The 26,128-nt window shown below is 72.9% G+C and carries 17 protein-coding genes; 7 read left to right on the top strand and 10 right to left on the bottom strand.

From position 1 onward, the window contains the following. Nucleotides 1–22: 22 nt before the first annotated feature. The 3 genes from AB0J69_RS25820 (at nucleotide 23) to AB0J69_RS25810 (ending at nucleotide 14,070) form a co-directional block, all read left to right on the top strand. Nucleotides 23–11,083: an amino acid adenylation domain-containing protein gene (locus AB0J69_RS25820; RefSeq protein WP_364122041.1), complete on the top strand. Its 11,061-nt coding sequence runs from the start codon at nucleotides 23–25 to the stop codon at nucleotides 11,081–11,083. Then, entirely contained in the window at nucleotides 11,070–12,770 is a 1,701-nt protein-coding gene (locus tag AB0J69_RS25815) for an ABC transporter ATP-binding protein (protein ID WP_364122038.1), read from the top strand. The genes AB0J69_RS25820 and AB0J69_RS25815 overlap by 14 nt, the downstream gene beginning before the upstream one ends. 124 nt (nucleotides 12,771–12,894) lie before the next feature. Beyond that, nucleotides 12,895–14,070 carry an ROK family transcriptional regulator gene (locus AB0J69_RS25810; protein WP_364122035.1) on the top strand — a complete coding sequence of 392 codons (1,176 nt, stop codon included), beginning with the start codon at nucleotides 12,895–12,897 and terminating at the stop codon, nucleotides 14,068–14,070. Nucleotides 14,071–14,237: 167 nt separating this feature from the next. Here the strand turns inward: AB0J69_RS25810 and AB0J69_RS25805 are convergent, their stop codons facing one another. The 4 genes from AB0J69_RS25805 to AB0J69_RS25790 form a co-directional block, all read right to left on the bottom strand. Beyond that, on the bottom strand, nucleotides 14,238–15,143 hold the full coding sequence (locus AB0J69_RS25805; protein WP_364122032.1) for a carbon-nitrogen hydrolase family protein: 906 nt from the start codon (nucleotides 15,141–15,143) through the stop codon (nucleotides 14,238–14,240). After that, on the bottom strand, nucleotides 15,140–15,403 hold the full coding sequence (locus AB0J69_RS25800; protein WP_364122028.1) for a hypothetical protein: 264 nt from the start codon (nucleotides 15,401–15,403) through the stop codon (nucleotides 15,140–15,142). The genes AB0J69_RS25805 and AB0J69_RS25800 overlap by 4 nt, the downstream gene beginning before the upstream one ends. Nucleotides 15,404–15,629: 226 nt before the next feature. Then, the gene (locus AB0J69_RS25795; RefSeq protein ID WP_364122025.1) at nucleotides 15,630–15,908 is read right to left on the bottom strand and encodes a hypothetical protein; all 279 of its coding nucleotides are present in this window, start codon (nucleotides 15,906–15,908) and stop codon (nucleotides 15,630–15,632) included. Next, nucleotides 15,877–16,299, bottom strand: a complete 423-nt coding sequence (locus AB0J69_RS25790; protein WP_364122022.1) for a hypothetical protein — start codon at nucleotides 16,297–16,299, stop codon at nucleotides 15,877–15,879. The genes AB0J69_RS25795 and AB0J69_RS25790 overlap by 32 nt, the downstream gene beginning before the upstream one ends. A 297-nt stretch (nucleotides 16,300–16,596) precedes the next feature. On the opposite strand from AB0J69_RS25790, the gene AB0J69_RS25785 reads away from it, so the two are divergent. Further along, complete coding sequence (locus tag AB0J69_RS25785) at nucleotides 16,597–17,826, top strand: cytochrome P450 (RefSeq protein ID WP_364122019.1); 1,230 nt, start codon at nucleotides 16,597–16,599, stop codon at nucleotides 17,824–17,826. A gap of 130 nt (nucleotides 17,827–17,956) precedes the next feature. Here the strand turns inward: AB0J69_RS25785 and AB0J69_RS25780 are convergent, their stop codons facing one another. From AB0J69_RS25780 to AB0J69_RS25755, 6 genes are all read right to left on the bottom strand, one after another. Further along, complete coding sequence (locus tag AB0J69_RS25780) at nucleotides 17,957–18,610, bottom strand: response regulator transcription factor (RefSeq protein WP_364122016.1); 654 nt, start codon at nucleotides 18,608–18,610, stop codon at nucleotides 17,957–17,959. A 4-nt stretch (nucleotides 18,611–18,614) separates the two neighbouring features. Beyond that, nucleotides 18,615–19,910 carry a sensor histidine kinase gene (locus AB0J69_RS25775; RefSeq protein ID WP_364122013.1) on the bottom strand — a complete coding sequence of 432 codons (1,296 nt, stop codon included), beginning with the start codon at nucleotides 19,908–19,910 and terminating at the stop codon, nucleotides 18,615–18,617. Beyond that, nucleotides 19,904–20,629, bottom strand: coding sequence for an ABC transporter permease (locus AB0J69_RS25770; RefSeq protein WP_364122010.1), 726 nt, complete (start codon nucleotides 20,627–20,629; stop codon nucleotides 19,904–19,906). Before AB0J69_RS25770 ends, AB0J69_RS25775 begins: the two co-directional genes overlap by 7 nt. After that, entirely contained in the window at nucleotides 20,626–21,450 is an 825-nt protein-coding gene (locus tag AB0J69_RS25765) for an ABC transporter ATP-binding protein (RefSeq protein WP_364122008.1), read from the bottom strand. The genes AB0J69_RS25770 and AB0J69_RS25765 overlap by 4 nt, the downstream gene beginning before the upstream one ends. A gap of 132 nt (nucleotides 21,451–21,582) precedes the next feature. Continuing rightward, nucleotides 21,583–22,629 (bottom strand): ADP-ribosylglycohydrolase family protein, encoded by a 1,047-nt coding sequence (locus tag AB0J69_RS25760; protein ID WP_364122005.1) that lies wholly within the window; start codon nucleotides 22,627–22,629, stop codon nucleotides 21,583–21,585. Further along, a complete protein-coding gene (locus AB0J69_RS25755; protein ID WP_364122003.1) occupies nucleotides 22,626–23,321 on the bottom strand; it encodes a GntR family transcriptional regulator in 696 nt (231 codons plus the stop codon). Before AB0J69_RS25755 ends, AB0J69_RS25760 begins: the two co-directional genes overlap by 4 nt. A gap of 94 nt (nucleotides 23,322–23,415) precedes the next feature. Between AB0J69_RS25755 and AB0J69_RS25750 the strand changes: the two genes are divergently transcribed. Genes AB0J69_RS25750 through AB0J69_RS25740 form a run of 3 tightly spaced genes read left to right on the top strand, consistent with a single transcriptional unit; the run spans nucleotide 23,416 to nucleotide 26,125 of the window. Further along, nucleotides 23,416–24,213, top strand: coding sequence for an FAD binding domain-containing protein (locus AB0J69_RS25750; protein ID WP_364122000.1), 798 nt, complete (start codon nucleotides 23,416–23,418; stop codon nucleotides 24,211–24,213). An 11-nt stretch (nucleotides 24,214–24,224) separates the two neighbouring features. Beyond that, on the top strand, nucleotides 24,225–24,746 hold the full coding sequence (locus AB0J69_RS25745; protein WP_364121997.1) for a (2Fe-2S)-binding protein: 522 nt from the start codon (nucleotides 24,225–24,227) through the stop codon (nucleotides 24,744–24,746). Continuing rightward, the gene (locus tag AB0J69_RS25740; protein ID WP_364121994.1) at nucleotides 24,746–26,125 is read left to right on the top strand and encodes a molybdopterin cofactor-binding domain-containing protein; all 1,380 of its coding nucleotides are present in this window, start codon (nucleotides 24,746–24,748) and stop codon (nucleotides 26,123–26,125) included. Before AB0J69_RS25745 ends, AB0J69_RS25740 begins: the two co-directional genes overlap by 1 nt. Nucleotides 26,126–26,128: the final 3 nt, after the last annotated feature.

The following is a 26,128-nucleotide window of genomic DNA, read 5'->3' as shown; positions in this document are numbered from 1 at the left end:
TGAAGGGACGGCTGATCATTCGATGACGGAACCGAGAACCCGGCGCGTGTCGCTCTCCGCCGCGCACCTGGCCGGCCTGCGCCGGCGGGCCGGCGAACATTCCGACCGGACTTTCGCCGGAGCGTGCGCCATCGGACTGGCGTACTGGGCGACGGGCCGGAGCCCCCACGGCCTCGATCTCACCCCCGGCACACCGTTCGCCGACGTCCTCGGCTGGGCCGGCCACGGCGGGCGCGGGACAGCCGGCTGGGAGGTCGGGGCGGACGGCCGGAGCATCACCGTCCCCGAGGGCGTCGTGCTGAGCGACGCGCAGCTCGCGCTGGACGACCTGGCCGACTTCCCGGAGCGGCCCGTCGGGACCATCGGCCCGTCGAGCGTGGCGGCCCGGCTCGAGACCCTGGCCAAGTGGAACGACAACCGGGCCGACCGGGCCCGCCCGACCATCGTGGAGATGTTCCGCGAGCAGGCGCGGGCCAGGCCGGACGCCGTCGCCATCGTCGACCGGCACCGGTCGCTGACCTACCGCGAGGCGGCCGGGCTGGCCGGCCAGCTGGCCCATCACCTCATCGACCGCGGGCTCACCGCCGAGCAGACCGTCGGCATCTCGCTGGACCGCTCGGCCGAGATGGTGATCGGGCTGCTGGGCGTGCTCATGGCCGGGGGCGCGTTCGTGCCGCTCGATCCGCGGTGGCCCGCCGCGCGGCGGGCGGTCGTCATCGACGACGCCCGGCTGGCGGCCCAGCTCAACGACTCCGGCGAGCACGCGGCGGGCGAGCCCGAAGCCGTGGCCGTGGACCTCGGCGACTGGCGGTTCGGCTCCTACCCTGCCGAGCCGCCCGAGGTCGCCGTCCCCGGACCCGCCCTGGCGTACGTGATCTTCACCTCCGGTTCGACCGGGCGGCCCAAGGGCGCGATGATCCGGCACGAGGCGATCAGCGAGCGCCTGCTGTGGCAGGTCGGCGAGATCCTGCACTTCGGCCACGACGACGCGTCGCTGTTCAAGGCGCCGCTGTCGTTCGACATCTCCGTCAACGAGATCTTCCTGCCGCTGGTGTGCGGCGGCCGGCTGGTGGTCCTGCGGCCCGGCGGCGAACGCGACCCGCACCACCTGCTGAGCGTGATCGCCGAGCAGCGCGTCACCTTCACGTACCTGGTGTCGTCCATGCTGGACGTGCTGCTGGAGATCGCGGGCGACTCGGGGCAGCTGGACAGCCTGCGGCACGTGTGGTGCGGCGGCGAGGTGCTGACCCCGGACCTGTACGAGCGGTTCCGCGCCCGCCTCGGCATCCCCCTCTACCACGGCTACGGCCCGGCCGAGACGACGATCGGCGTCTCGCACGTCATCTACCGGGGCGCGGCGGAGCGCCTGTCGACCTCGATCGGCAAGGCCAACCCCAACACCGCCCTGTACGTGCTGGACGACGAGCTGCGCCCGGTCCCGATCGGCGTCGGCGGCGAGCTGTACGTGGGCGGGTTCCTCCTGGGGCGCGGCTACGTCAACGCGCCCGGCCTGACGGCGTCCCGGTTCGTGGCCAACCCCTTCGCCACGGACGGCTCCCGGCTGTACCGGACCGGTGACCTCGCGCGGTTCGCGCCGGACGGGTCGCTGGACTTCCTCGGCCGGGCCGACAACCAGATCAAGATCCGCGGGATGCGGCTGGAGCTCGAGGACGTCGAGGTCGGCCTCGCGGAGCACCCCGCGGTACGCCATTCCTGCGTCGTCGCGAAAGAGCACGCGGCGGGCGGCACGTACCTGGTGGGGTACGTGATCCCGGTGGCCGGGCGCGAGGACCTGCGGGCGGAGGAGGTCAAGGCGTGGGCCGCCGGGCACATGGTCAACTACATGGTGCCCGCGCACGTCGTCGTGCTGAAGGAGTTCCCGCTCACCGAGAACGGCAAGCTGGACCGGACCGCGCTGCCGGAGCCGGCCGCTGAGACGGCCGCGCTCGTCCCGCCCGCCACCGAGAACGAGCGCGCGGTGTGCGCGGCGGTCGCGTCGGTGCTGGGGCTGGAGGCGGTCGGTGTCGACCAGAACTTCTTCCGGCTCGGCGGGGACAGCCTGCTGGCGATCTCGCTGCTGGGCGCGTTGCGCGACGCGGGCCTGCACGTCCGGGCGACGGAGATCTTCACCAGCGCGACCGTGGGGGCGCTGGCGGCGGTGGTGAGCCGCGACGAGGTCACCCCCGTCGACCGTGCGGACGTCGCGACCGGTCCCGTCACGGGGTCGCCCATCGTGCGGTGGCTCGGCGAGACCACGGACGCCATCGACGGCTTCGTGCAGTCGGTGGTGCTGAACACCCCGGCCGACCTGACCGGCGACGCCCTCGACGCGATGCTGTCCGCCCTGGTCGAGCGGCACGACATGCTGCGGGCCAGGCTGGTGCGGGGCGAGCGCTGGGGCTTCGACGTCCCGGCGGCGGACCGTGCCGTCGCCGGGTGGCAGGAGAGCGACCGGCCGGTGGACGAGTGCGTCGCGCTCGCCACCGCCGGCCTGGACCCGGACCACGGCGTGCTGCTCCGTGCGGTCTGGCGGCGCCGGGCACGGCAACTGGTCGTGGTCGTCCACCACGTGGTGATCGACGGCGTGTCCTGGCGCGTCCTGCTGGACGACCTGGCCACGGCGTGGCGGCAGCTCACCTCCGGCGCGCCGATCGAGCTGCCGCCGGTGGGCACGTCGTTCCGGCGCTGGACGCAGTTGCTGGAGCGGGCGGCGTCCGGCGCCGACCCCGGCTACTACCGGCGTCCCCTGCCGGGCGCGGACGGACCGGTGGGCAGGCGTCCGCTGTCCGAGTCCGACACCGTCGCCCGTGAGCGGGTACGGGTGGTCCCGGTGGGGCCCGAGGTCACCGCCGCGCTGCTGGGCGAGGTTCCCGCGAGGTTCCACGCGGGCGTCAACGACGTGCTGCTGACCGCGCTCGCCGTCACCCTCGCCCGGTGGCGCCGCGATCTCGGGCAGGACCAGACGTACGCGCACATCGAGCTGGAGGGCCACGGCCGCGAGGGACGGTTCGTGGCGGGCGCCGCCGGCTTCGAGCCGGACCTGTCGCGGACCGTGGGCTGGTTCACCACCCTGTTCCCGGTCACCGTGGACCCCGGGGCGGCCGCCGACTTCACCGACCCCGCGTACCTGTCCGCCGCGCTCAAGGCGGTCAAGGAGGACCTGGCCCGGGTGCCGGACCACGGCGTGTCCTACGGCGCGCTGCGCTACCTGACCGATGCCGGGTTCGGCGCGCCCGCCCCGCAGGTGTTGTTCAACTACCTGGGCCGCTTCGACGCGGGGGCGGCCGGGGACTGGCAGCTCGCCGGCGCCACGGGGCAACTGGGCGAGCGGCGCGACCCGGGGATGCGCCTGCCGCGTGCCCTGGAGTTCAACGCGATCGCCGAACCCGGCCCGACCGGCGCGTACGAGCTGGTCACCGCCATCTCGTGGCCGGACGGGGTGTTCACCGACGCGGACATCGCGACGATCGGCGACTATTTCGCCACGGCCCTGGCGGGGCTGGCCGCGCTCGACCAGGGCGGCCACTCCCCCAGCGACTTCGCCCCGCTGCCCCTCACGCAGGCCGACGTGGACGCCCTGGACGGCCCCGCGCTGCGGGACATCCTGCCGCTGACCCCGTTGCAGGAGGGCCTGTACTTCCACTCGGTCTTCGACGACGACTCGGCGGGCAGCTACGTCGAGCAGCAGCTGCTGACGCTGGAGGGCGAGGTGGACGCCGACCGGCTCGCCACGGCGGCCACCCGGCTGCTCGCCCTCTACCCGAACCTGGCCGCGCGGTTCGTGGCCCTCGCCGACGGCCGGGTGGTGTCGGTGCTGGAGAGCGGCGTGCGGGCCCCGTTCACCACGCTGGACCGCCCCGGCATCACCGACGCCGAGATCCGCGACCACGCCGAGCGGGACCGCCGCGCCGGGTTCGACCTGGCCACCGGCCCGCTGATGCGCTACACCCTCATCCGCCGGGAGTCCGGCCGGAGCGTGCTGGTGCAGACCGTGCACCACATCGTCGCCGACGGCTGGTCGGTGCCCGCGATGCTGCGTGCGCTGCTGGCCGAGTATCACGCACCGGGCACCGTGCACCCGCGCGGCGGCTTCCCCGACTACGTGCGCCGGCTCGCCGGACGCGACGACGAGGCGAGCGAGCGGGTGTGGCGCGACCAGCTCGCCGGTCTGCCCGGCCCCTCGCTGGTCGCCGAAGGGCACACCCCGTCCGGCCGGTTCGCCGAGACCGCGCTGGAGCCGGATGCCGACCTCGCCGGGACCGCCGTGGTGCCGGGCGCGGACCTCGCCGGGACCGCGCCGGTGCCGGGCGCAGACGTCGACGAGGCCGCCCGGGCGGCGGGCGTGCCGCTCAGCGTCGCCGTGCACAGCGCGTGGGCGGCGACGCTGGGCGGCATCCTGCACCGCGAGGACGTCGTGTTCGGCTCCACGGTGTCGGGGCGGGACGCGGACGTGCCCGGCATCGAGGACATGGTGGGCCTGCTCATCAACACGATCCCCGTACGCGCCCGATGGACCGGCACCACCACGGCGCGCGAGCTGCTCGCCTCGGTGCGGGAGCACCAGAGCGCGGTCCTGCCGCACCAGCACGTCTCGCTGACCACGATCGGCCGTCAGGCCGGCGGCGGCCCGCTGTTCGACACCCTGGTGGTGTTCGACGTCGCCACCGACGTGAGCAGCCTGCGCGGGCCCGGCGACGAGCTCGTCATCACCGGCATCGTGAACGAGGGCGCCCCGCACTACCCGTTGACGCTGGTGGTGGAGCGCGCTCCCGACGGCCGCCCGCGCTTCAACCTGATCCACGACAGCGAGCTGCTGCGGGAGAGCGACGCGCGGGCGATCCTGCACGCGTTCGGCCGGGCCCTGACCGGCCTGCTCACCCGGCCCGACGACCTGGTCGGCGACCTGGTGCCCGACGGCTCCCGGCCGCCCGCGCCGATCACCCCGACGACCCTGGGCGCGCTGTTCGACGCCGCCGCGAACCGCGACCCGGCCGCCACCGCCGTCACCCAGTGCGCTCTCGACGGCGGCACCCGGTCACTGACCTACGGCGAGCTGGCGGAGGCGAAGGACCGGCTGGCCTCGGCGTTGCGCGCGGCCGGAGTCGGACCGGGCGAGCGGGTCGCGGTCGCCGTCCCGCGCTCCCTTGAACAGGTCGTCGCGCTGGTCGCGATCGTCACCGCAGGGGCCGCGTACGTGCCGCTGGACCCGGCGTACCCGGACGAGCGGCTGGAGTACATCCTCTCCGACAGCGCCCCGCAGGTCGTGCTCGTGAACCGGGAGCAGCAGGCCCGCTTCACGCAGCTGGCGGGCCGGTCGGCCCGCGTGCTCGTGCAGGAGGACGCGTCGCCGGTGGACGCCGCCGCGCCCGAGGTCACCTGGCACGACCCGGCGTACGTCATCTACACCTCCGGATCGACCGGCCGGCCCAAGGGCGTCGTCGTCCCGCACTCCAGCGTGGTGAGGCTGCTCGCGAACACCCGGCCCGACATGGGCTTCGGCCCGGACGACGTGTGGGTCCAGTTCCACTCGGCCTCCTTCGACTTCGCGGTGTGGGAGCTGTGGGGCGCGCTGGCGCACGGCGGTGAGCTGCTGGTGCCCGAGTACGGGCTGACCCGCTCCCCCGTCGACTTCCACCGGCTGGTCCGCGAGCGCGGCGTGACCGTGCTCAACCAGACCCCGTCGGCGTTCTACCAGTTCGTCGAGGCCGACCGGCACGCCGGCGAGCCGGTCACCGCGCTGCGCCGGATCATCTTCGGCGGCGAGGCGCTCGACCTCGGGCGGCTGCGCGGCTGGGTCGAGCGGCACGGCACCCGCTCGCCCGAGCTGGTCAACATGTACGGCATCACCGAGACCACCGTCCACGTCACCCACCGGGTGCTGACCGACGAGGACTTCGCGCCCGGCGACGACGCCGGCCCGATCGGCGGCCCGATCCCCGGCCTCGTCACCTACCTGCTCGACGACCGGCTCCGGCCGGTGCCGCCGGGCCGGGTGGGCGCCATCTACGTCGCCGGCGACCAGGTCGCGCTGGGCTACCTGGGCCGGCCGGGGCTCACCGCGGGCCGGTTCGTGGCGAACCCGTTCGCGGGCGACGGCTCCCGCATGTACCACACGGGCGACCTCGCCCGCCGTACGCTCGGCGGCGAGCTGCGGTTCGCCGGCCGATCCGACGACCAGGTGCAGCTCAAGGGCTTCCGCATCGAGCTCGGCGAGGTGGAGTCCGCGATCCGGGAGCTCGACGGCGTGACCGACGCGGCCGTCACCGTGGCGGACAGCGGCGACCACCTGGTCGCGCACGTCGTGGGCGGGGTGCCCGGCGACCTCGCCGGCCTGCTGTCGGCGAAGCTGCCCGCGCACATGGTGCCGGGCCGGGTGCTGCCGATCGACGCCCTGCCGCTGACGGTCAACGGCAAGCTGGACCGCAAGGCCCTGATCGAGCGCGCCACGCGGGACGACAGCCCGGTGCCCACGGGCGAGCCCCCGTTCGCCGCCGGCGCCCCGGTGTCCCCGGGCGAATCCCCACGCGCCACGGATCGCGCCCCGATGCCCCCGAGCGAGCCCCCGCTCGCCACGGACGGCGCCCTGGTGCCTCCGAGCGAGCCCCCGCTCGCCGCGCTGGTCGGTGTCTTCGCCGGAGCGCTGCCCGGCGCCGAGGTGGACGGCGACACCGACTTCTTCAGGGCCGGGGGCGACAGCATCGTCGCCATCACCGTGGTCAACCGGGCGCGGGCGCTCGGCCTGCCGATCGCCCCGCGGGACGTGTTCCTGCTCAGGACGCCGCGCGCACTGGCCGAGCACCTGGGGACCCGCACGCCGCGGGCCACGGCGCCCGCACCCGCCCGCCCCGGCGACGGCCCGCTGACGCCGACGCCGATCATCCTGCGCCAGCGGGAGCTGGGCGGCTCCCTCGCCCGGTTCGCCCAGGCCAGGGCGCTGGTGGCGCCCGAGGGCACCGGCTTCGACGACGCCGTGCGGGCCGCGAACGCGGTCGTGGCCGCCCACCCGATCCTCCGGCTGCGGCTGCGCGTCGAGCACGGGGTGTGGGCGCTGAGCACCGAGCCCGCAAGCGAGGTCACCGTCGTCCGGGCGGACACGACCGACGCCACGATCGCGGCGAACGAGGCCGCCGGACGGCTCGACCCCGAGGCCGGGCAGGTGATCGCGTTCTCGTGGGTGGCGGCGAGCCGGACCCTGGTGATCGCCGTGCACCACCTCGCCGTCGACTCGGTGTCCTGGCTGATCCTGCTGGACGACCTGGCCACCGCCCTGCGGGGCGCGGTGCCGGCGCCGCCGACCACGCCGTACGCCGAGTACGCCGACGCGCTGGCGGCCCGCTCCGCCGGCCTGATCGACGAACTCGGGCATTGGCTCACCACGCTCGCGGCGCCCGTCCTGCTGCCGGTGATCGAGGGGCTGCGCGAGACCGTCGTGGAGCTCGCGCCGGAGGTGACCGCCCAGGTGACGCGTACCGCGCCCGCCGCGCTCGGCGTCGGTCTCACCGAGTTGCTGTGCGGCGCGCTCCGGACCGCGCTGACGCACATCCAGCCGTCGCCCGCCGATCTCGCGATCGAGCTGGAGCGGCACGGCCGGGTCCCGGTGCTGGAACACCACGACTACACCCGGACGGTCGGCTGGTTCACCTCCATCGCCCCCGTACGGCTCACCCCGCACACCGACCCCGTCGCGGCGGCGCGCGAGGTCGCCGCGCGCCAGCCGGACGAGCGCGGGCACGTCGCCTACGGCCGGCTGCGATACCTCGACCCGCAGACGGCCCCGCTGCTGACCGCGCGCCCGCAGGTGCTGCTCAACTACCTCGGCCAGGGCAGCGAGTCCCAAGCCCTGCACATCACCGGTGGCGACCGGAGCAGCCCGTACGCCGTCGAGGTCAACGCGTGGATCGACGCGGCCACCGGAAGCCTGCGCGCGGCCTTCACGCTCGCCGACGGCATCCCCGACGAGCTCACCGGGCACTGGCTGCGCGCGCTGGAGCGGATCGCGGACGCCTCCGCGACGGCCGAGCGGACGGCGCCGGTGACCCCGCTCCAGAAGGGCCTGTTCTTCCAGGCCCAGCTGACGGGCCCGGCCGGACACTATGTCGCCCAGAGCTACTTCACCTTCGACCGGCGGCTCGACACCGGCGCCCTGGCCGAGGCGATGGCGTACGTGATCGCGCGGCACCCGGTCGTCGGCGCCGGTTTCAGCACCGACGCCGACGGCAACCCGGTCCAGGTGCTCGCGGCGAGCCGGCCGGTCGAGGTGCGCACGGTCGTGCCGGGGACGGACGCGGAGGTCGAAGCCCTGCTCGCCCGGGACCGCGACACGGGCTTCGACCCGGACGAGCCGCCGCTGCTCCGGCTGACCGTGGTGCGCCTGCCCGGCGGCCACGACGGCCTGCTGCTGAGCTACCACCTGCTGCTGTGGGACGGCTGGTCACGCGAGATCGTGCTGCGCGACCTGTTCGGCGCCTACGAGGCCGTCGTCGCGGGCGAGCCGCTGGACCCGGCCCCGGCCACGCCGAGTTTCGAGGACCACGCCCGCGCGCTCGACGCCGCGGACCCCTCCGCGGCCGAGCGCTTCTGGGCGGAGCACCTGACCGGCCTGCCGGGCCCCACGCTGCTCGCCGGACCGTCGCCGTCGCTCCCGGACGAGCTGCCGCGCGCGCTCGTGCACACGCTGACCGCCGAACAGTCGGAGCTGCTGCGGGAGGCGGCCAGGACGCACGGCGTCACGCTGAACTCGGTGCTGACCGGCGCGTTCGGCCTGCTGCTGGGCGCGCACACGGGCCGGAGCGACGCCGTGTTCGGGGTGACCGTCTCGGGCCGGGAGGGCGAGGGCCTGTCCGGCATCGTCGGCGTGCTGCTCAACACCGTGCCCATGTGGACCCGGGCCCGGCCCCGGGACACGGTGCGGGAGTACCTGTCGGCGGTGCAGGCGGCCCGGGTCGCGGCGATGGAGCACGAGCACCTGGGGCTCGGCGAGATCCAGCGGAGCAGCGGGCACGACACCCTGTTCGACAACCTGTTCGTGCTGCAGAACTTCCTGGACCTGGACACATTCGCCGAGCTGAACGCCCGGCACGGCATCACCGCGGTGCGGGCCGACGACTCCACGCACTACCCGTTCACCTGGGTCGTCACGCCCGGCGACCGGTTCACGGTCAAGCTGGAGTACCGCGACGGCGACACCGAGCGCGCCCGCCGTCTCCTGGACGGCTACCTGCGCCTGCTCGACGACCTGGCCCGGACGGAGGGGCCGGTGGGCGCGCTGGGGGGATTCGGGCCGGAGCCCGCGCCGAGCAGCCGCACGGACATCGGCACCGACACCGTGGTCGACCGGTTCGACCGGGCGGCGGAGCGCAGCCCGGGGCGGGTCGCGCTCGTCGCCCACGGCCGGACCATGACGTTCGCCGAGCTCCAGGAGCGCAGCCGGGCGGTGGCGGGGGTGCTCGCCGGGCGCGGCATCGGGCCTGAGACGACCGTGGGGCTCGCGATCCCGCGTTCGCTGGACTCGATCGTGGCGCTGTTCGCCGTGCTGCGGGCCGGGGCCGCGTACGTGCCGCTGGAGCTGGACCACCCCGACGAGCGGATCGCCGCGATCGTGGCGGACGCCCGCCCGGACGTGATCCTCACCGTGAGCGCCGTCTCCCCCCGGCTGACCGGCGACCTGATCGAGCTGGACCGCCCCCTGCCCGCGGCCGAGCCGTTCGTGACGTTCGCTCCCGACGACCCGGACCGCCTGCGGTACCCCGCGTACACGATCTACACCTCCGGATCGACCGGCCGGCCCAAGGGCGTGGTGACCGAGTACGCCGGGCTAACCAACATGCTGATCAACCACCAGCGCCGGATCTTCGAGCCGGTGCTGGCGGAGCACGGCCACCGGGTCTTCCGGATCGCGCACACCGTGTCGTTCGCGTTCGACATGTCGTGGGAGGAGCTGCTGTGGCTGGCCGACGGCCACGAGGTGCACATCTGCGACGAGGAGCTGCGCCGGGACGCGCCGCGCCTGGTCGCGTACTGCCTCGAGCACGGGATCGACGTCATCAACGTGACCCCCACCTACGCGCAGCAGCTGGTGGCCGAGGGGCTGCTCGACGACCCCGCGCGGCGGCCCGCGCTGGTACTGCTGGGCGGTGAGGCGGTCACCCCGGCGTTGTGGCACCGGCTCGCCGCGACCGAGGGGACCGTCGGCTACAACCTGTACGGGCCCACCGAATACACCATCAACACCCTCGGCGTCGGCACCTTCGAGTGCGGGGACCCGGTCGTGGGCGTGCCGATCGACAACACCGACGTGTACGTGCTCGACCCGTGGCTGCGGCCCGTGCCGGACCGCGTGCCCGGCGAGCTGTACGTGTCGGGCATCGGCATCGCCCGCGGCTACCTCGGCCAGCCAGGACAGACCGCGCACCGCTTCGTCGCGTGCCCGTTCGGCGAGCCCGGCGAGCGCATGTACCGCACCGGGGACCTCGTGCTCCGGCGGCCCGACGGGAACCTGATGTACCTGGGCCGCACCGACCAGCAGGTCAAGATCCGGGGGCACCGGGTCGAGCCGGGCGAGGTGGAGGCCGCGTTCACGGCGCACCCGGCAGTGCGCTTCGCCGCCGCGGTCGCCCAGCCCGATCCGCAGGTCGACGGCGCGTTCCGGCTGGCCGCGTACCTCGTGCTGGGCGGCTCCGACCTGGCGACGGTCGCCGCCGAGGTGGGCGCCGGACTGCCGGACTTCCTCCGTCCCACGCACTACGCCCAGGTCGACGCCATCCCGCTGACCGTCAACGGGAAGGCCGACACCAAGGCGCTGCCGGCGGCCAAGCCGCTGGGCGCGCTGACCACGTCGGCCGGCCGCGGCCCGGCGACCGAGACCGAGACCGCGGTGTGCGAGTTCTTCGCCGAGGCGCTGGACCTGGACGACGACGAGGTGAGCGCGGTGAGCGACTTCATGTCCCTCGGCGGGCACTCCATGCTGGCGGTGCGGCTGATCGGGCTGCTCCGCCGCGAGTACGGCCCCCTGATCACCGTTCGCGACCTGTTCGCGCTGCGGACCCCCGAAGCGATTGCCCGGCACCTCGATGAGCACTCCTGACGAGCGCGGGCCCCGCACGGGGTCCGACATCCTGTGGACCGCGCTGCGCCGCAACAAGGGCGCCATGGCCGGGGGCACCCTCCTCATGGGCCTGTACCAGGCGGGCGAGACCGCCTTCCCCATCGCGCTCGGCCTGATCGTCGAGCACACGTTGCGGGAGCGCAGCCTCGGCTCGCTCGGCCTGGCGATCGCGGCGCTGGCCGTGATCATCACAACCGTGTCGCTGTCGTGGCGGTTCGGGATGCGCATCCTGCAGAAGGCCAACACGACCGAGGCGCACCGCTGGCGGGTGCGGGTCGCGGACTGCGGGCTGCAGCCGGTGGCCAGGGACGTCGATCTCAAATCCGGCGAGGTCCTGACCATCGCCACCGAGGACGCCGACCAGACCGCCGACATCATCGAGGTGGTGCCGCTGCTGGTCAGCTCGCTGGTCGCGGTCTTGATCACGGCGGTCGCGCTGGGCCTGGCCGACGTCCGGCTCGGCGTGCTGGTGATCGTGGGCACCATCGCGATCCTGTCGATCCTCAGCGTCATGTCCAGGTGGATCGGCACCGGCACCCGCGAGCAGCAGGCCCGGGTGGCGCGGGCGGGCGCGAAGGTGGCCGACCTGATCTCCGGCCTGCGCCCGCTGCACGGCTTCGGCGGCACTCACGCGGCGTTCCTGTCGTACCGGAAGGTCAGCACGGAGGCGAAAAACCAGGCGATCACCGTCGCCAAGGTGAACGGCGCGTACGCGGGCACCGCGCTGGCGCTCAATGCGATCCTCGCCATCGCCGTGACCCTGACGGCGGGCGGGCTGGCGCTGGGCGGCCAGATCACCGTCGGGGAGCTGGTCATGGCCGTGGGGCTGGCGCAGTTCATCATGGAACCGCTCCGGCTGTTCTCGGAGATGCCGAAGTACGTGATGATGGCGCGCGCGTCGGCCGAGCGGATGGCGCTGGTCCTGGCCGCGCCGCCGGTGATGACCCCGGGGCGGGAACGACCGTCGGCGGGCGGGGACCTCGAGGTCGACGGCGTCCGGTACGGGTCGCTGCGCGAGCTGAAGCTCCACGTGCCCGCCGGGGAGTTCGTGGCGATCGCCGCCTACCAGCCGGGCGCGGCGGCCGACCTCGTGTCGATCCTGGCCGTGCACGTCCCGCCCGGCGCGTACGAGGGCGTGGTGCGGGTCAGCGGGCGGGAGCTGAAGGACCTGTCGGTCGGGGCGGTCCGCGAGCACCTGCTGGTGAACCCGTACGACGGGGAGATCTTCGCGGGCACCCTCCGCACGAACATCGACCCGGCGGGCGCCGGCCGCATGATCGCCGAGGCCGTCGAGGCGTCCATGCTGACCGACGTCGTCGCCCTCCACCGCGAAGGGCTCGACCACGACGTCCGCGACCGCGGCGCGAACCTCTCCGGCGGGCAGCGCCAGCGGCTGTCCCTGGCCCGCGCCCTGGCCGCCGATCCCGACATCCTGGTCCTGCACGACCCGACCACGGCGGTGGACGCGGTCACCGAACAGCTCATCGCCCGCAACCTCGCCCGGCTGCGCCGGAGCCGCACCATGATCGTGATCACCAGCAGCCCCGCCCTCCTGGACGCCGCCGACCGGGTCCTCGTCCTGGACGGCGGCGTCATCACCGCCGAGGACACCCACCGCAACCTCCTCCACACCGACGAGACCTACCGACAGGCGGTGGCCCGGTGACGCGCACCTGATCAGCGGCCTCGGCCCGGCCCGGACGCGGGCGGCTGATTGCTAGGATCGGGGGATCATGAGCGTCGAACCCCGTGGTGGTCGGCCCCATCTCTCCTTGCCCGAGGCGTCCACCGTGACGACCCTCCGGCAGCGCAACCGGGCGCTGGCCCTCAAACACGTGATCCTCGCGCAGGAGACCACCCGGGCCGCCATCGCCCGGGAGACGGGCCTGTCCGCGGCCTCCGCGGCCAATCTCGTCACCGACCTGATCACCGCGGGGCTCGTGGAGGAGCGCGGCTCGATCTCCTCGCGCGGCGGGCGGCCCATCACGCTCATCGGGCCGCGTGCCGAGAGCGCGATCACCATCGGCGCCGACATCGGCGAGCGCGGCGTGGCCGTGGAGATGTTCGACCTGGCGGTGAACCGGATCGACCGGGAGTTCCGCGGCGGCGCCAAGGAGGAGGAGCCGGAGCGGATCGGCGCGGACCTCCAGGAGGCCCTCGACGCGCTGCGCGAGCGCAACGCCGACCGCTGGCCGACCCTGCTCGGAGTCGGGCTCGGCCTGCCCGGCGTCGTCGAGACCGCCCCCGACGGCGGCCAGACCCTCTACGCCCAGAGCCTGGGCTGGCCGCCCGTCCCCGTCTCGGCGCTGTGCGACGTCGGGCACGTCCCCGTCCTCGCGGAGAACGGCGCCAAGATGCAGGCCAGGGCCGAACACTGGTTCGGCAACGCCCGCGGGGCCGCGCATGCCCTGATCGCCCTGCTCGGCCGGGGGGTCGGGCTGGGGATCGTCAGCGACGGGCAGTTGCTGTCCGGCGCCCACTCCAGCGCCGGGGAGTGGGGGCACACGGTGATCGAACGCGGGGGCCGGATGTGCCGGTGCGGCAACCGCGGGTGCGTGGAGGCGTACCTCGGCTCCGACGCGATCCTGTCCGCGTGGCGGGCCAGGGGCGGCGTCTTCGAGGGCACCGGCTGGGGGGCCGTCGGCAAGCTCATCGCCGACGCGCACGCCGGCGACCCGGTCGCGGGCGAGATCGTCGACGACGTCGTCGACTGCCTCGGCGCCGCGCTGGGCGGGCTGGTCAACCTGACCGGGCCGCAACGCATCGTCATCGGCGGCTGGGTCGGGCTCCGGCTGATGGAGTCCCTGGGCGAGCGCATCACCGAGGCGACCAGAAGGCACAGCCTGGCGCGCCCCGGCGGCCAGTTCGAGCTGCTGGTCGCCAAGTTCGGCGGCGATGCCGTGGCCACGGGCTCCGCCCTGCTCCCCCTGGAAGCCCTCATCGCCGCCGACCCCATGTCCCGCTGAGCGCGGTGCGGACGGCCGCCTGTCCCGCCGCCGGGATGGCCGTTCCCGGGTCCGCCGGGTACAGCGCGCCGGTCCCGGCGGCGGGCCGGCTCCGCCACGGCGAAGACGGTCAGGCGGTCGTGCTCCGCCGGCGCCACCGTCGTCACCCTCGCCCAGCGGGCCCGGGCCTACGAGCGGTCGTGCCGTTCCTGTGACTCCGGCGGAGCGGTGCGGAACCGGAAGATGTCGGGGCGCGCGTAGTGGCCGACGACGTCCAGGTCGAGATAGGCGCCGTCGAGCACGGCGAGGTCGATGTCGGCGATGAGCACGTCCTGCTTGCCGAAGGACGGTCCGGCGAGCACGTGTCCGAAGGGATCCACGACGCAGCTGCCCCCTTGGATGGCGGCCGCGGGGAAGTCGCCCGGGTAGTCGTCCCGGCCGGCGAACTGGTTGGCCGACACCACGAAGCAACGGCCCTCGACGGCGATGTGCCGCATGGTCGACGTCCATACGTCGCGATCGTCCGCTGTCGGCGCGCAATAGATCTGCACGTCCTGCTGGTACAGGGCGGTCCGGTAGAGCGGCATGTAGCTCTCCCAGCAGATCGCCAGGCCGATGCGTCCGATGTCGGTGTCCGCGACGACGACGTCGCGCGCGTCGCCGCGCCCCCAGATCACGCGCTCGGTTCCCGTGGGCACCAGCTTGCGGTGACGAGCCTGCAGCGTGCCGTCCGGCGCGAACAACAGCGCCGAGCAGTACAACGTACGGCCGCACCGTTCGATGACGCCGACGACCACATGGGCCTGCTGGGCCGCCACGGCGGCACTCATCCGCTCGAACGCCTCGCCCAGGATCTCGATCGCTGACCTGCGATACCGGGCGAACAACGCGCGTCCCTCGTCGTCGCGCCGTCCGACAGTCGCGCCGAAGGTCGAGCCCTTGGGGTAGCCGCCGATGAACGCCTCCGGGAACACCACGAGGTGCGCTCCCCCGGCGGCTGCCCGCGCCAGGAGGTCTTCGAAGCGGCGCAGCGTCTCCGGCAGGTCGAACAGGCGGGGCGCGGCCTGCACGACGGCGACGCGTCGGGCGGTCACGGCGCCGGCTCCCCGCCGGCGGGGACCGACGTGAGATATCCGGAGAGGTCCGGAGCGGCAGGGTGCTCCAGCACGTACCTGATCCAGGCTCGCCGTTCGTGGTCGATGGCCTGCAGCTCCCAGACGCAGGCCGTAGGCCCCTCCGGTGGTACGGGCCGCAGCTCCGTCGTGCCGGGATCGGCCCGCCACAGCCTCTCGTACAGGATGTCGCCCTCCCACCAGCACACGAGCACCCACAGCGCCTCGGCGCCACGGTGCACGATCAGGAATCCGACGCCCGGCCGTGCCCCGGCCCGCGGGCTGTGGCACCTCTCGCTCGGCCGCCTCGAGCGCGGCCTTGATCCCGGGCATCGTCAGGAAGCGCGCCGACGGCCGTGATGGCGATGAGCTTCAGCCGCCAGCCCGCGTGCTCGGTGACGCCGAGCCACTCGGTCCTGCGGGGCCGGTAGCGCGAAGGGTTCCCGGACAGGGGGTGCGGGAGGCATGTCACAACTCCAGTTCGGTCATGGCCGACAGCCACGGCTCCACCCTGCCGTGGAGCGTGTCGGGATCGGTGCCACGTAGCCGGGCCAGCTCCGCGGTGAGCCGCTGCAACGGCACGATGGACGTGAAAGGCCGCATCAACGGGTCAACCGGTGCGAACCTCAGCTCTTCGTCGTCCTCGCCGCTGGTCCACACGGTCGCGCCCAGCTTGGCCAGCAGCGCCCGCAGCGTGTTCGTCCGTCCTTGGTCGTCAGTGCCCGGGGTGATGCTGATGACGTTCATTCCAGCGCGGAAGGCGGCGGGAGTGCCGTGCAAGGAGAATTCCGTGGACATCGGCCTCCGCCCACAGGCGAGCCCCCTCCTTGATCTTGAGCGCGGCCTCGGCCGCGGTGATCGCGTCGAGATCGAAGCCGACCAGCAGCAGCGGCTCGCCGGCGGCGCAGCCCGCGGCGGCCCGAACCGGAGCGGGCTGCGCCAGAGTCGCCTTCAGCGACTGCGGCACGGTCCGCAGCGCGGCCGCGAACCGCTCCCGGCACGGCCCCTCCAGACCGGCGACCATCCCGCCCAGGACGGCCAGCGACGACAGGTAGGAAACGGTGAAGGTGCCGGCCGTCTCGTTGGGGCACGTACGCGCGACGACGTCGGCCTGCTGATCGGGCGCGTTCGTCCCCACGACCGCGTCCGCAGACGGCGTTCCTCTGCTTCACCGGCCGCCGCCCCTGACGAAGGCCAGAGGCCACCCGGCTCGGGCCCTCCAGGCCATCACTGAAAGCGGCCACTTGGGCCGCCCTCTCGATGGGCGGCTCAGGTGAGACGTACGTCACATCGGGCTTTCTGTCACGCATCGGCCGGGCTGTCCGGTCAAGTGGGTGTATCCGTAACACGGCGCCGTGGCGAGCCGGAACGTTCCAGCGTGCCGTGAGCCCTCGATTCCCTCCGCTTCGCTGCTGCGACCTGAAGGAGAAGACGCATGCCCCAGCCCCTGCCGTTCGTCATCGATCCGACCGGTGCCGACCGGCACGCCGAATACCGGGCCCTGCGGGCCCGAGGCTCGGCCACGCCCGTGGACGTCCTCGGGCTGCGCGCCTGGGCGGTCTCCGACCCGGCACTCCTCAAGACCATGCTCACCAGCCCCGATGTGTCCAAGGACGGCCGCGCTCACTATCCGGACTTCCAGCGGACGACCGGCACCTGGCCGCTCGCCCTGTGGATCGAGGTGCAGAGCATGCTCACCGCGTACGGTGCCGACCACCGCAGGTTACGGCGGATGGTCGCCCCCGTCTTCGGCGCGCGCCGCATCGCCAAGCTGAAGCCGATCATCGAGTCCCTGGTCACCGGCCTGATCGACGACCTTGCCGCGGTGCCCGCAGGTCAGGCGGTGGACCTGCGCGAGCGGCTGGCCTACCCGCTGCCCATCGCCGTGATCGGCCACCTGATGGGCGTGCCGGAGGACCAGCGCCACGATTTCCGGCAGATCGTCGACCGCGTCTTCGACAGCACGCTCACGCCCGAGGAGGCCCAGGCCAACGCCGCGCGTCTCTTCGAGCGCACCGACCAGTTGATCGCCACCAAGCGCGCCGACCCCGGCGACGACATGACCTCCCTGCTCATCGCGGCCCGCGACGAGGAGTCGGACGGCAGCGGCTTCACCGACGACGAACTGCGCGACACGATGATCCTGATGATCAACGCCGGGTACGAGACCACCGTCAACGTCATCGACCAGGCCGTCTTCGCGATGCTGACGTCCCCCGGCCAGCTCGACCTCGTCCGGACCGGCCAGGCCACCTGGGAGGACGTGGTGGAGGAGACCCTTCGCCTCGAGCCCGCCATCAAATACCTGCCGCTGCGCTTCGCCGTGACCGACATCAAGCTGCCCGACGGGCAGGTCATCCCGTCGGGAGATCCCATCCTCGCCGCATACGGGGCCGCCAACCGCCACCCGGACTGGCACGGGCCCGACGCCGACACCTTCGACGTCACCCGCAAGGTCAAGGATCACCTGGCGTTCGGCTACGGCGTGCACTACTGCCTCGGAGCCCCCCTCGCCCGCCTCGAAGTCGCCGAGGCCCTGCGTCAGCTCTTCGAGCGCTTCCCCGCGATGGCGCTGGCGGCACCGGCGGACTCGTTGCGGCCGGTGCCCACCCTCATCAGCAACGGTCACCAGCAGCTCCCCGTCCACCTGCGCCCCGCCGGATAGCACGGCGAATGGCCGTCCCGTCGTTCCGCGGCCCCCGTGATCACGGACGGCGGACACGGCCACCGCCTGGCCGCGGAGCAGGCGACGTCGTATCGGGTGGCCGAAGCGTGCGGGTTCCGACGCAGCCGCGTCAAGAGCTCTCGGCGGCCGGTTTGAGCAGGCCGGCCTCGTACGCCGCCGACACCGCCGCGGCCCGGTCGTTCACCTCCAGCTTGGCGAAGACGTGCAGGAGGTGCGTCTTCACCGTCGCCTCGGTGATGAACAATTTCCCGGCGACCTCACGATTGGTCGCACCGCGCGCGATGAGCCTGAGCACTTCGAGCTCGCGCGGGCTCAGCGTCAGCGCGGGCCCGGCCTCCGGCGCCCGTGCTCCCTGCCGTAGCACGCCGGCCACCGCAGGGGACAGCACCGTCTCGCCGCGGGCCGCCGCCTGCACCGCGCGGCGCAGGTCAGCGCCCGGGGTGTCCTTGAGCAGGTAGCCGGTGGCTCCCTGCTCGATCGCGGGCAGGACGTCGGCGTCGTCGCCGAACGTGGTCAGGACCAGCACGTGGATGCCGGGGGTCTGCGCACGCAGCCTGCGGATGACCTCGGCACCGCTCATCTTCGGCATCCGGAGGTCCAGGAGCACGACGTCCGGGCCAGTGCGGAGGGCCACGACGAGCGCCTCGGGGCCGTCGGCCGCCTCGCCGACGACTTCGAAGGCGTCGTCGGCGGCGAAGATCCCGCGCAGGCCGTCCCGGACGACCGGGTGATCGTCCACGATGATCAAACGAATCGGCGGCATCGGCTCACGGTCCAGAGTCAGGGGCGGGGCTGCGGTCGGGGCCGGGATCGGGGCCGGGGACGGGGCTGGGATCGGGGCCGGGGACGGGGCTGGGATCGGGGCCGGGGACGGGGCTGGGATCGGGGCCGGGGACGGTGGGGATGGCGGGGACGGTGGCCGAGATTCCCGTGCCCTGGCCGGGGGCGGACTCGACGGCGAAGTCGCCGGCCAGGCGGATGATCCGCTGGCGCATCGCGATGAGGCCGAAGCCTCCCTCACCCGGCTCGGGAGTGAAGCCGCGGCCGTCGTCGCGTACGTCCAGCGCCACCACATCCTCCATGTACGAGAGCGTCAGCCCGACACGCCCGGCGGAGGCGTGCTTGGCGACGTTGGCCAGCGCCTCCTGCGCCACCCGTAACAGGGCGGTCTCCACCTCCACGTGCAGCGGCCGCGGATCGCCGGTCACCGACACGGAGGCGGGCACGCCGGTGCTCAGCGACCATTTCGCCGCGACCTCCCGCAGTGCGGTGGCCAGTTGGGCTTCGTGCTGCAGCGGCGAGGGGCGCAACGCCTGCACCGAGCGGCGGGCCTCCGTCAGGCTGTCCCTGGCCAAGGTGCGCACCTGGTCCAGGCGGGAGCGTACGGCGGGCGAGCCGGTCTCCGTGTCGACGGCTTCGAGCTGGGTGACGATGCCGGTCAGGCCCTGCGCGATCGTGTCGTGGATCTCTCTGGCCATCCGCTGGCGTTCCTCCAGAACCCCGGCCTCCCGGGCCTGGGTCAGCAGCTGGGCCTGCAGGTTCGCGTTCTCCTCGGCGAGCGCGGCCAGCTTGGCGCCGGTCTCCTTCAGCTCCACGATCATCTTCTTGCGCTCGTCGTTCTGGTCGGAGATGGTCTTGACGATCAGCCCCACCGTGGAGGCGACCAGCACCCCGACGAGGAAGGAGGAGACCATCTCGACCGGCGGCCGGGGCCGGGCGGAGATCAGCACGCCGACCGTCACGGCCACTCCCCCGTACGCCCACCACCCGGGCAGCAGCACGAAGCACTGGATGAACGCCCCCATCCCGGTGACCGTGAAGACCGAGTCGAACCTGACGAGCGCCCCGACGACGGCGAGCAGCACGGCGAAGTAGACGACGAGCACCACGGGCCGCGCGCTCCGGCCCGAGGCCACCACCAGCCAGTGCCAGGCCGCCGCGAACAACGCCAGGGCCAGCACCTCCACCCGCCACTCCCGCACCAGGGAGAAGAGCGCGGGGAGCAGGACCAGCGCGTACGGCAGCGCGGCCTGGACCCGGTCCCAGCGCGAGACGGCTACCACCGGAACGCCCTCAGCGCGATGCTCCCGGCGATGACCGAAATCGCGACCATGATGCCCAGCGTAAGCGGGGACGTCGTGCCGGCGGACCAGCCGTCGCGGATCGCCTGGACCACCGGCGCCATCGGGGTCAGGTCGCCGATCGCGCGCATCGAGCCCGACATGCTCTCGCGGGGGATCACGGCGCCGGACAGGAACACCATCGGGAAGAACACGCCCAGCCCGATCACGGTCGCCGCGCGGCCGCTCGGGGCGATCGCGCCGAGCAGGAGCCCGATGGAGCCGAGGCTGAGCGCGCCGAGCAGCCACGCCAGCAGGACGACGGGAACGCTGGCCGGTCCCCTCAGCCCGTACGCGACCAGGCCGATGAGGATCACCAGCACCGATCCGAGCACGGCCAGCAGCATGTGCGCCGCCCACTGCGCTCCGAACAGCATCACCGGCGAGGCGGGCGTGACGCGCAGCCGCTTGAGCACGCGGCGATCCCGGTAGTGGGCCAGCGTGGCCGGCAGGACGACCAGCGCGGCCAGGCCGATGACGAAGGCGGTCAGCATCGGCACCGTGGCGTCGATGGCGAGCACCCCGCCCGGCAGGGGCTTGTTGCCGCTGCGCAGCTTGACCCAGAGCATGATCACCGGGAACGCGAGCGCGAAGAAGGCCGACATGGGGTCGCGCATGATCAGCTTGAGTTCGACCCCGATGACCTGCGTGCTGCCCTTCATGCCAGTTCTCCTTCGGTCAGAGCGAAGTACGCGTTCTCCAGCGAGTCGGAACCCGCCTGCGCGATCAGCTCGCGCGGGCTGCCCTCGGCGACGACGCGGCCGCGGCAGATGACCGCGAGACGGTCGCACAGCGCCTCGGCCTCGTCCATGAAGTGGGTGACCAGCACGACGGTGACCCCGCGATCGCGCATTTCGCGGATCTGCCCCCACGTGGTACGGCGGGCGGCCGGGTCCAGCCCGGTGGTCAGCTCGTCGAGGAACACCACCTCCGGGTTGCCGACCAGGGCCAGCGCGATGAACAGCCGCTGCTTCCACCCGCCGGACAGGTTCGCGAACCGCTCCCCCTTCCGGTCCGCCAGCCCCCATTCGCTCATGAGCGCCCGCCAGTCGGCAGGCTTGTCGTAGAAGGAGGCGTACATCCGTAACGCCTCTCCCACCTTGATCGCGTCAGGCAGGGCCGCCTCCTGCAGCTGCGCGCCGATGCGCTGGAGGAGCTCCCGCCGGTCGTTCTGCGGGTCCAGCCCCAGCACCCGCAGCGTGCCGCCGTCCGGCCGCCGCAGCCCTGACATGCACTCCACGAGCGTGGTCTTGCCCGCGCCGTTCGGACCGGCGATCCCGAAGATCTCACCGCGCGCCACCCTCAGGGAGACGCCGTCCACCGCTTTGCCGACTCCGGAGGTGCGGACTCCGTCCGCCTCCTGCGGACCGCTGGAACCGGGTCCACCGTAGGTGCGGACTCCGTCCGCTACCTGTGGTGGACCGCTGAAACGCGGTCCACCATAGCTCTTGCTCAGGTTGTTGATCTCGATGATGTCTGTCATGTTCCGAGATTCCCCCGCCGGCGCGATCTCCGGCATCCACCGATCGGTTGATGGCCCGCGCTCAGGTGCTCCGCAGGGGGTGGCAGCCGCTCACGGAGCCTTGCCGCCACGACGCTCGACAGCCCGCCGACGTCAGGCTGCTGGGCCGTCCTCCAGCCATCCCGGAAGTGGTTCGCGGGAGTCGAGCCACTCTGGTGGGATGCCGCCGATCCCGGTGTTGGCGGCGATGATGCCGCCGACGATCGCGGCGGTGGTGTCCATGTCGCCGCCGACTGTGACGCAGGCCCGGACTCCGGCCGGATAGTCGTCCAGGTGGCGGGCGGCTGCCCAGAGCGCGAACGGCACGGTGTCCTGGGCGGTGATTCGCGATCCGTTGCCCAGGATCTGCGCTGCTTGTTCCGGTGTCGCCTTCCTGAGGCGGCGAGCGCGTCGGAGTCCTCTTCGGACGTAGGTTCCGGGAACGTGATCGAGTGCTGCCTCGATCATGTTCTCAGCGGTGCCGGTGGCGGCGAGGGAGGCTGCGACAGCGACGGCGATCGCGCCGGCGATCCCTTCGGTGTGGGTGTGGGTGATCTCGGCTTGGCGGGTGGCCTCGGCGGCGGCGCGGGCTGGGTCGCCGCTGTAGTAGGCGCCCAGCGGGGCGACGCGCATGGCGGCGCCGTTGCCGAACGAGCCGTTGCCGCCGAAGGACTCGACCGAGGCGACCCGCCACGGGTGTCCGTCGCGGATGCGTTCGAGGAGTCCGAAGGCTCCGGCGCCGTAGCGACGGCCGGTGTTCATGCGGGTGGCGAAGGAGGTCGCGAGAGTGTCCTGGTCGATGCGTCCGAGACGATGCAGGCAGGTGACGACCGAGCAGGCCATCTCGGTGTCGTCGCTCCACTCCCACGGCGGTGCGGGAAGGTCCGCGGCGGTGAGATGGCGATTGGCATGCAGGAAGAACTGGTCACCGAACGCGTCTCCGACCGACAACCCCGCCAGAGAGGCGCGCATGAGCGCGGCTGCTCGTTCCGGAGTATGCGCGAGGCCACGCTTGTCATCGTTCATGGCAATGGTCCCGGCCGGGGTGGATGCGAATGGTTGTCGGCTTCTCTCGAAGCCCTTCCAGTCTGGCCCACCGAGGGCGTTCAGGGAGCGGTGGGGAAGAACTTGGCGATGGCCCGGCCGTAGCAGGGAGGTCAAGCCGGTGGAGGCGTCTTCGGCGTCCCGTACGGGTCGTGCGGTGTGTCGGCGTAGGCCCACTGGTGGTCGCGGGCGTGCCGGCAGGCCGTCTCGACGTCCCCGGCGCGCATCACGTCCAGCAGCTCGCGGTGCTCATCGGCGACCCGCTCGAGTTCCGGCCTGGTGACCATCAGGGCGATGGCCGTGCGCGCCTCGATCTGCAGCGCCTCCCAGGCGCGGGTCAGCAGCCCGTTGCCGCCGGCCTGTACGACGTGCCGGTGGAACCGGGCGCTGGCCAGGCCGATGCCGGGCACGTCGTTGTCCCGGGCGCGGCGGTACATCTCCTCGACCGCCTCCCCCAGTCGGTCGAAGGGCAGGGTCCCGGCCAGCATCGCGAGCCGCGTGGCGGTCTCCTCAAGCGCCGCCCGCAGGATGTACGCCTCGCGGATCGTCTGCTCGGCGAAGGGAAGCACCCGGCTGCCGTGACGGGGCTGGCCCTCGATGAGGCCGAGTCCCTCGAGCTGCCGGAGCGCCTCCCGGACCGGGGCCTGGCTGGTGCCGAACTCGGCGGCGATCTTCGTCTCGATCAGCCGGTCGCCCTCGCCGAGCTCGCCGGCGACGATCCGTTGCAGCAGACCGTCGCGGATCTGCCGGCTCAGGGTCGGTCGTGCGGAGCGCGGGACGGTGAACGGGCTCCCCGTGGGTTCCGGCAACAGGCCTCCTGTGGCTTCGAGGGCCAAAGTGCCCCTTGACTCTTAGATCATGCCATCTAGGCTCCAATTATCGATATCGATAATTGGAGCCTAGATGCTGATATCGGTTCAGATGCCGGACAGTGCTGAGGCGGCTCGTGCGGGCCTTCAGGCGGGGGCCATCCCCCTGGGCGGCGGCACCCATCTGATGGCCCGGCTGAACGACGCAGCCGGCGGCGACGTGCGGCTGGTCAGCCTGCGCAGGGCGGGACTGCGCGGCATCGACGTCGACGGCGCCACCGTGGCGCTCGGGGCGGCCACCACGCTCGCGGACATCGAGGACGACGCCCGGTTGAGCTACCTGTCCCGCTGCGTGCGCTCGATCGCCTCCCCGCCGGTCCGCAGCCTCGCCACCGTGGCCGGCAACCTCTTCGTGCCGCAGCCGTACGGCGACCTGGCGGCGGCTCTGCTCGCCCTGGACGCGGAGCTGGACGTGCTCGGCGCCGACGGCGCGCGCCGCGAACCACTGGAGCGGATCGTCACGGACGGCCTGCCCGCGGGCGAGCTGGTGACCTGTGTCCGGTTCACCGCTCCGGCGAAGGACACGTTCCGGTTCTACAAGGCGAGCCGGCGGCGGCTCAACTCAGGATCCATCGTCACGGTGGCGGCCCGGATCACGATCGATGACGGCCTGGTCGGCGACGTCCGTCTTGTGCTCGGCGGTCTCGCGCGCCGCCTGGTGCGAGCGGTCGGCGCCGAGCGCGTGCTGCTGGGCGCGCCGCTGACCGCCGAGGTCGTCGCCCGGGCGGCCGGAGCGGACGCCATCGAGCCGTTCGACGACGCCTACGCCTCCGCCTGGTACCGCGCTCGGGTCTACCCCGTCCACCTGCGTCGTGCCCTGCTCGGGGCCTGAAAGGGGATCGTATGCCCTCGACCATCGTCACCCTCAAGCTGAACGGCACCGAGCGGGAGCTGATCGCCCGGCCGTCGACGACGTTGCTGAACGCCCTGCGCGAGACGTTCGGGCTGATGGGGGCCAAGCGCGGCTGCGCGCAAGGGGGCTGCGGCAGCTGCACGGTGCTGCTGGACGGCCGGCCCGTGGTCTCGTGCCTGGTCCCCGTCGTGACGGTCGACGGCTCCACCGTGGAGACGATCGAGGGCCTGGCCGACGGCGACCGGCTCAGTGACGTGCAACAGGCGTTCGTCGACCTCTTCGCGACGCAGTGCGGGTTCTGTACCCCCGGAATGATCATGTCCGCCACGGCATTACTCGACCGGAACCCGGATCCGAGCCGCCAGGAGGTCACCGAGGCGATCTGCGGCAACGTCTGCCGCTGCACCGGATACGAGCCGATCATCACCGCCGTCCTCACCGCCGCGGAACGCCGCCGCGGCGCCGCGCCGGCACCCGCGCCCGCGCCGGCTCCCGCGAAGGCCGACGTCTGATGGCGCGCATCACACCGATCGACAGCGCGTACTTCAAGGGCGAGCGGGCGGGCGACTTCTCCGTCATCGGCTCGGCGGTCCAGCGCTCGGACGCCCGCGGTCACGTCACCGGCCGCACGGTCTTCTTCGAGGACATGGCGCCGCCGGAAATGACACACGTCAAGATCCACCGGTCCACGCGGCACCACGCCCTCATCAACCGGGTCGACGTCTCCGGTGCCCTCGAGGTGCCCGGCGTGCTCCGTGTCATCACCCACGAGGACGTGCCGGGCAACTGGTACGTCGTGCTGCGCCTGATCGGCGTGGGGCCCGACGACGAGCCGGTACTGGCCGAGGACCGGGTCCTCTATCGCGGCGAGCCGATCGTCGCCGTGGTCGCCGAGACCGAGGACGCCGCCCGCGAGGGCGCCGCCAGGGTCGTGGTCGATTACACCGACCTGCCCGCCGTTCTCGACGTCGAGGAGGCACTGGCCGACGGCGCGCCGATCATCAAGCAGGCGGGCACCAACCATTTCGTGTACGAGGGCCACCATTGCCGCCGGATCCGTTTCGGCGACGTCGAGCGGGGCTTCGCCGAGGCGGACCGCATCATCGAGGGTAGTTACAGCTCCTCGCCGATCGAACACGCGCCGATCGAGCCGACCGGCTGCATCGTCGTCCCCCAGGGCGACGGCCGGCTGCGGATCCACACCAACACCCAGGCCGCCTACTTCACCCTCGACAACACGGCGCTCATCCTCGGCGTCCCGCCCACCGGTCTGCGCGTCGTCGGGGGCACCGTCGGGGGCGGCTTCGGCGGCAAGGTGGACGTCATCGTCGAGCCCCTGGCCTGCCTCGCCGCCATGCTCACCGGCCGGCCCGCCAAATACGTCTACGGCCGCGCCGAGGAGATGCAGGTGTCGTCCACGCGCGCGGCCGAACGCATCTCCATCAAGGACGGCGTCATGGACGACGGACGGATCGTCGCCCGCAAGATCACGCTCTACGTGGACGCGGGCGCGTACTCCCGGCACAGCCCGTACGGCACCACCAAGGCGGCGGCGCACATGCCCGGCCCGTACACGATCCCGAACGTCCACGTCGACGCCTACTGCGTCTACACGAACCGGACCCCGTCCAGCGCCATGCGCGGGTTCGGCGTCACGATCGGCGACTTCGCGCTGGAGTCGCACATGGACCACGTCGCCCGGGAGCTGGCCATGGATCCGCTGCGGCTGCGGCTCAAGAACGCCTACCGGGACGGCGACATGAAGGCGCATCGCAAGATCGCGACCGGCACGGCGCTGGTCGAGGTGATCCAGAGCGCGGCTGACCTGGTGGGGCACGACCTCCCGCCGGAGTACCGGGCGATGTCGTCGACCGAGCGAACGGAGGGCTGAGCG

It is taken from the genome of Nonomuraea sp. NPDC049709 (assembly GCF_040674815.1).
Lineage (GTDB): Bacteria > Actinomycetota > Actinomycetes > Streptosporangiales > Streptosporangiaceae > Nonomuraea.
Note: the sequence above shows the minus strand (reverse complement) of the source record. Positions and strands in the feature narration are given on the sequence as shown.

Coding starts and splice junctions, on each gene's coding strand:
- AB0J69_RS25765 (WP_364122008.1), bottom strand. CDS start 21,450: ATGACAGACATCATCGAGATCAACAACCTGAGCAAGAGCTATGGTGGA.
- AB0J69_RS25785 (WP_364122019.1), top strand. CDS start 16,597: ATGCCCCAGCCCCTGCCGTTCGTCATCGATCCGACCGGTGCCGACCGG.
- AB0J69_RS25740 (WP_364121994.1), top strand. CDS start 24,746: ATGGCGCGCATCACACCGATCGACAGCGCGTACTTCAAGGGCGAGCGG.
- AB0J69_RS25820 (WP_364122041.1), top strand. CDS start 23: ATGACGGAACCGAGAACCCGGCGCGTGTCGCTCTCCGCCGCGCACCTG.
- AB0J69_RS25770 (WP_364122010.1), bottom strand. CDS start 20,629: ATGAAGGGCAGCACGCAGGTCATCGGGGTCGAACTCAAGCTGATCATG.
- AB0J69_RS25795 (WP_364122025.1), bottom strand. CDS start 15,908: ATGAACGTCATCAGCATCACCCCGGGCACTGACGACCAAGGACGGACG.
- AB0J69_RS25745 (WP_364121997.1), top strand. CDS start 24,225: ATGCCCTCGACCATCGTCACCCTCAAGCTGAACGGCACCGAGCGGGAG.
- AB0J69_RS25815 (WP_364122038.1), top strand. CDS start 11,070: ATGAGCACTCCTGACGAGCGCGGGCCCCGCACGGGGTCCGACATCCTG.
- AB0J69_RS25780 (WP_364122016.1), bottom strand. CDS start 18,610: ATGCCGCCGATTCGTTTGATCATCGTGGACGATCACCCGGTCGTCCGG.
- AB0J69_RS25750 (WP_364122000.1), top strand. CDS start 23,416: ATGCTGATATCGGTTCAGATGCCGGACAGTGCTGAGGCGGCTCGTGCG.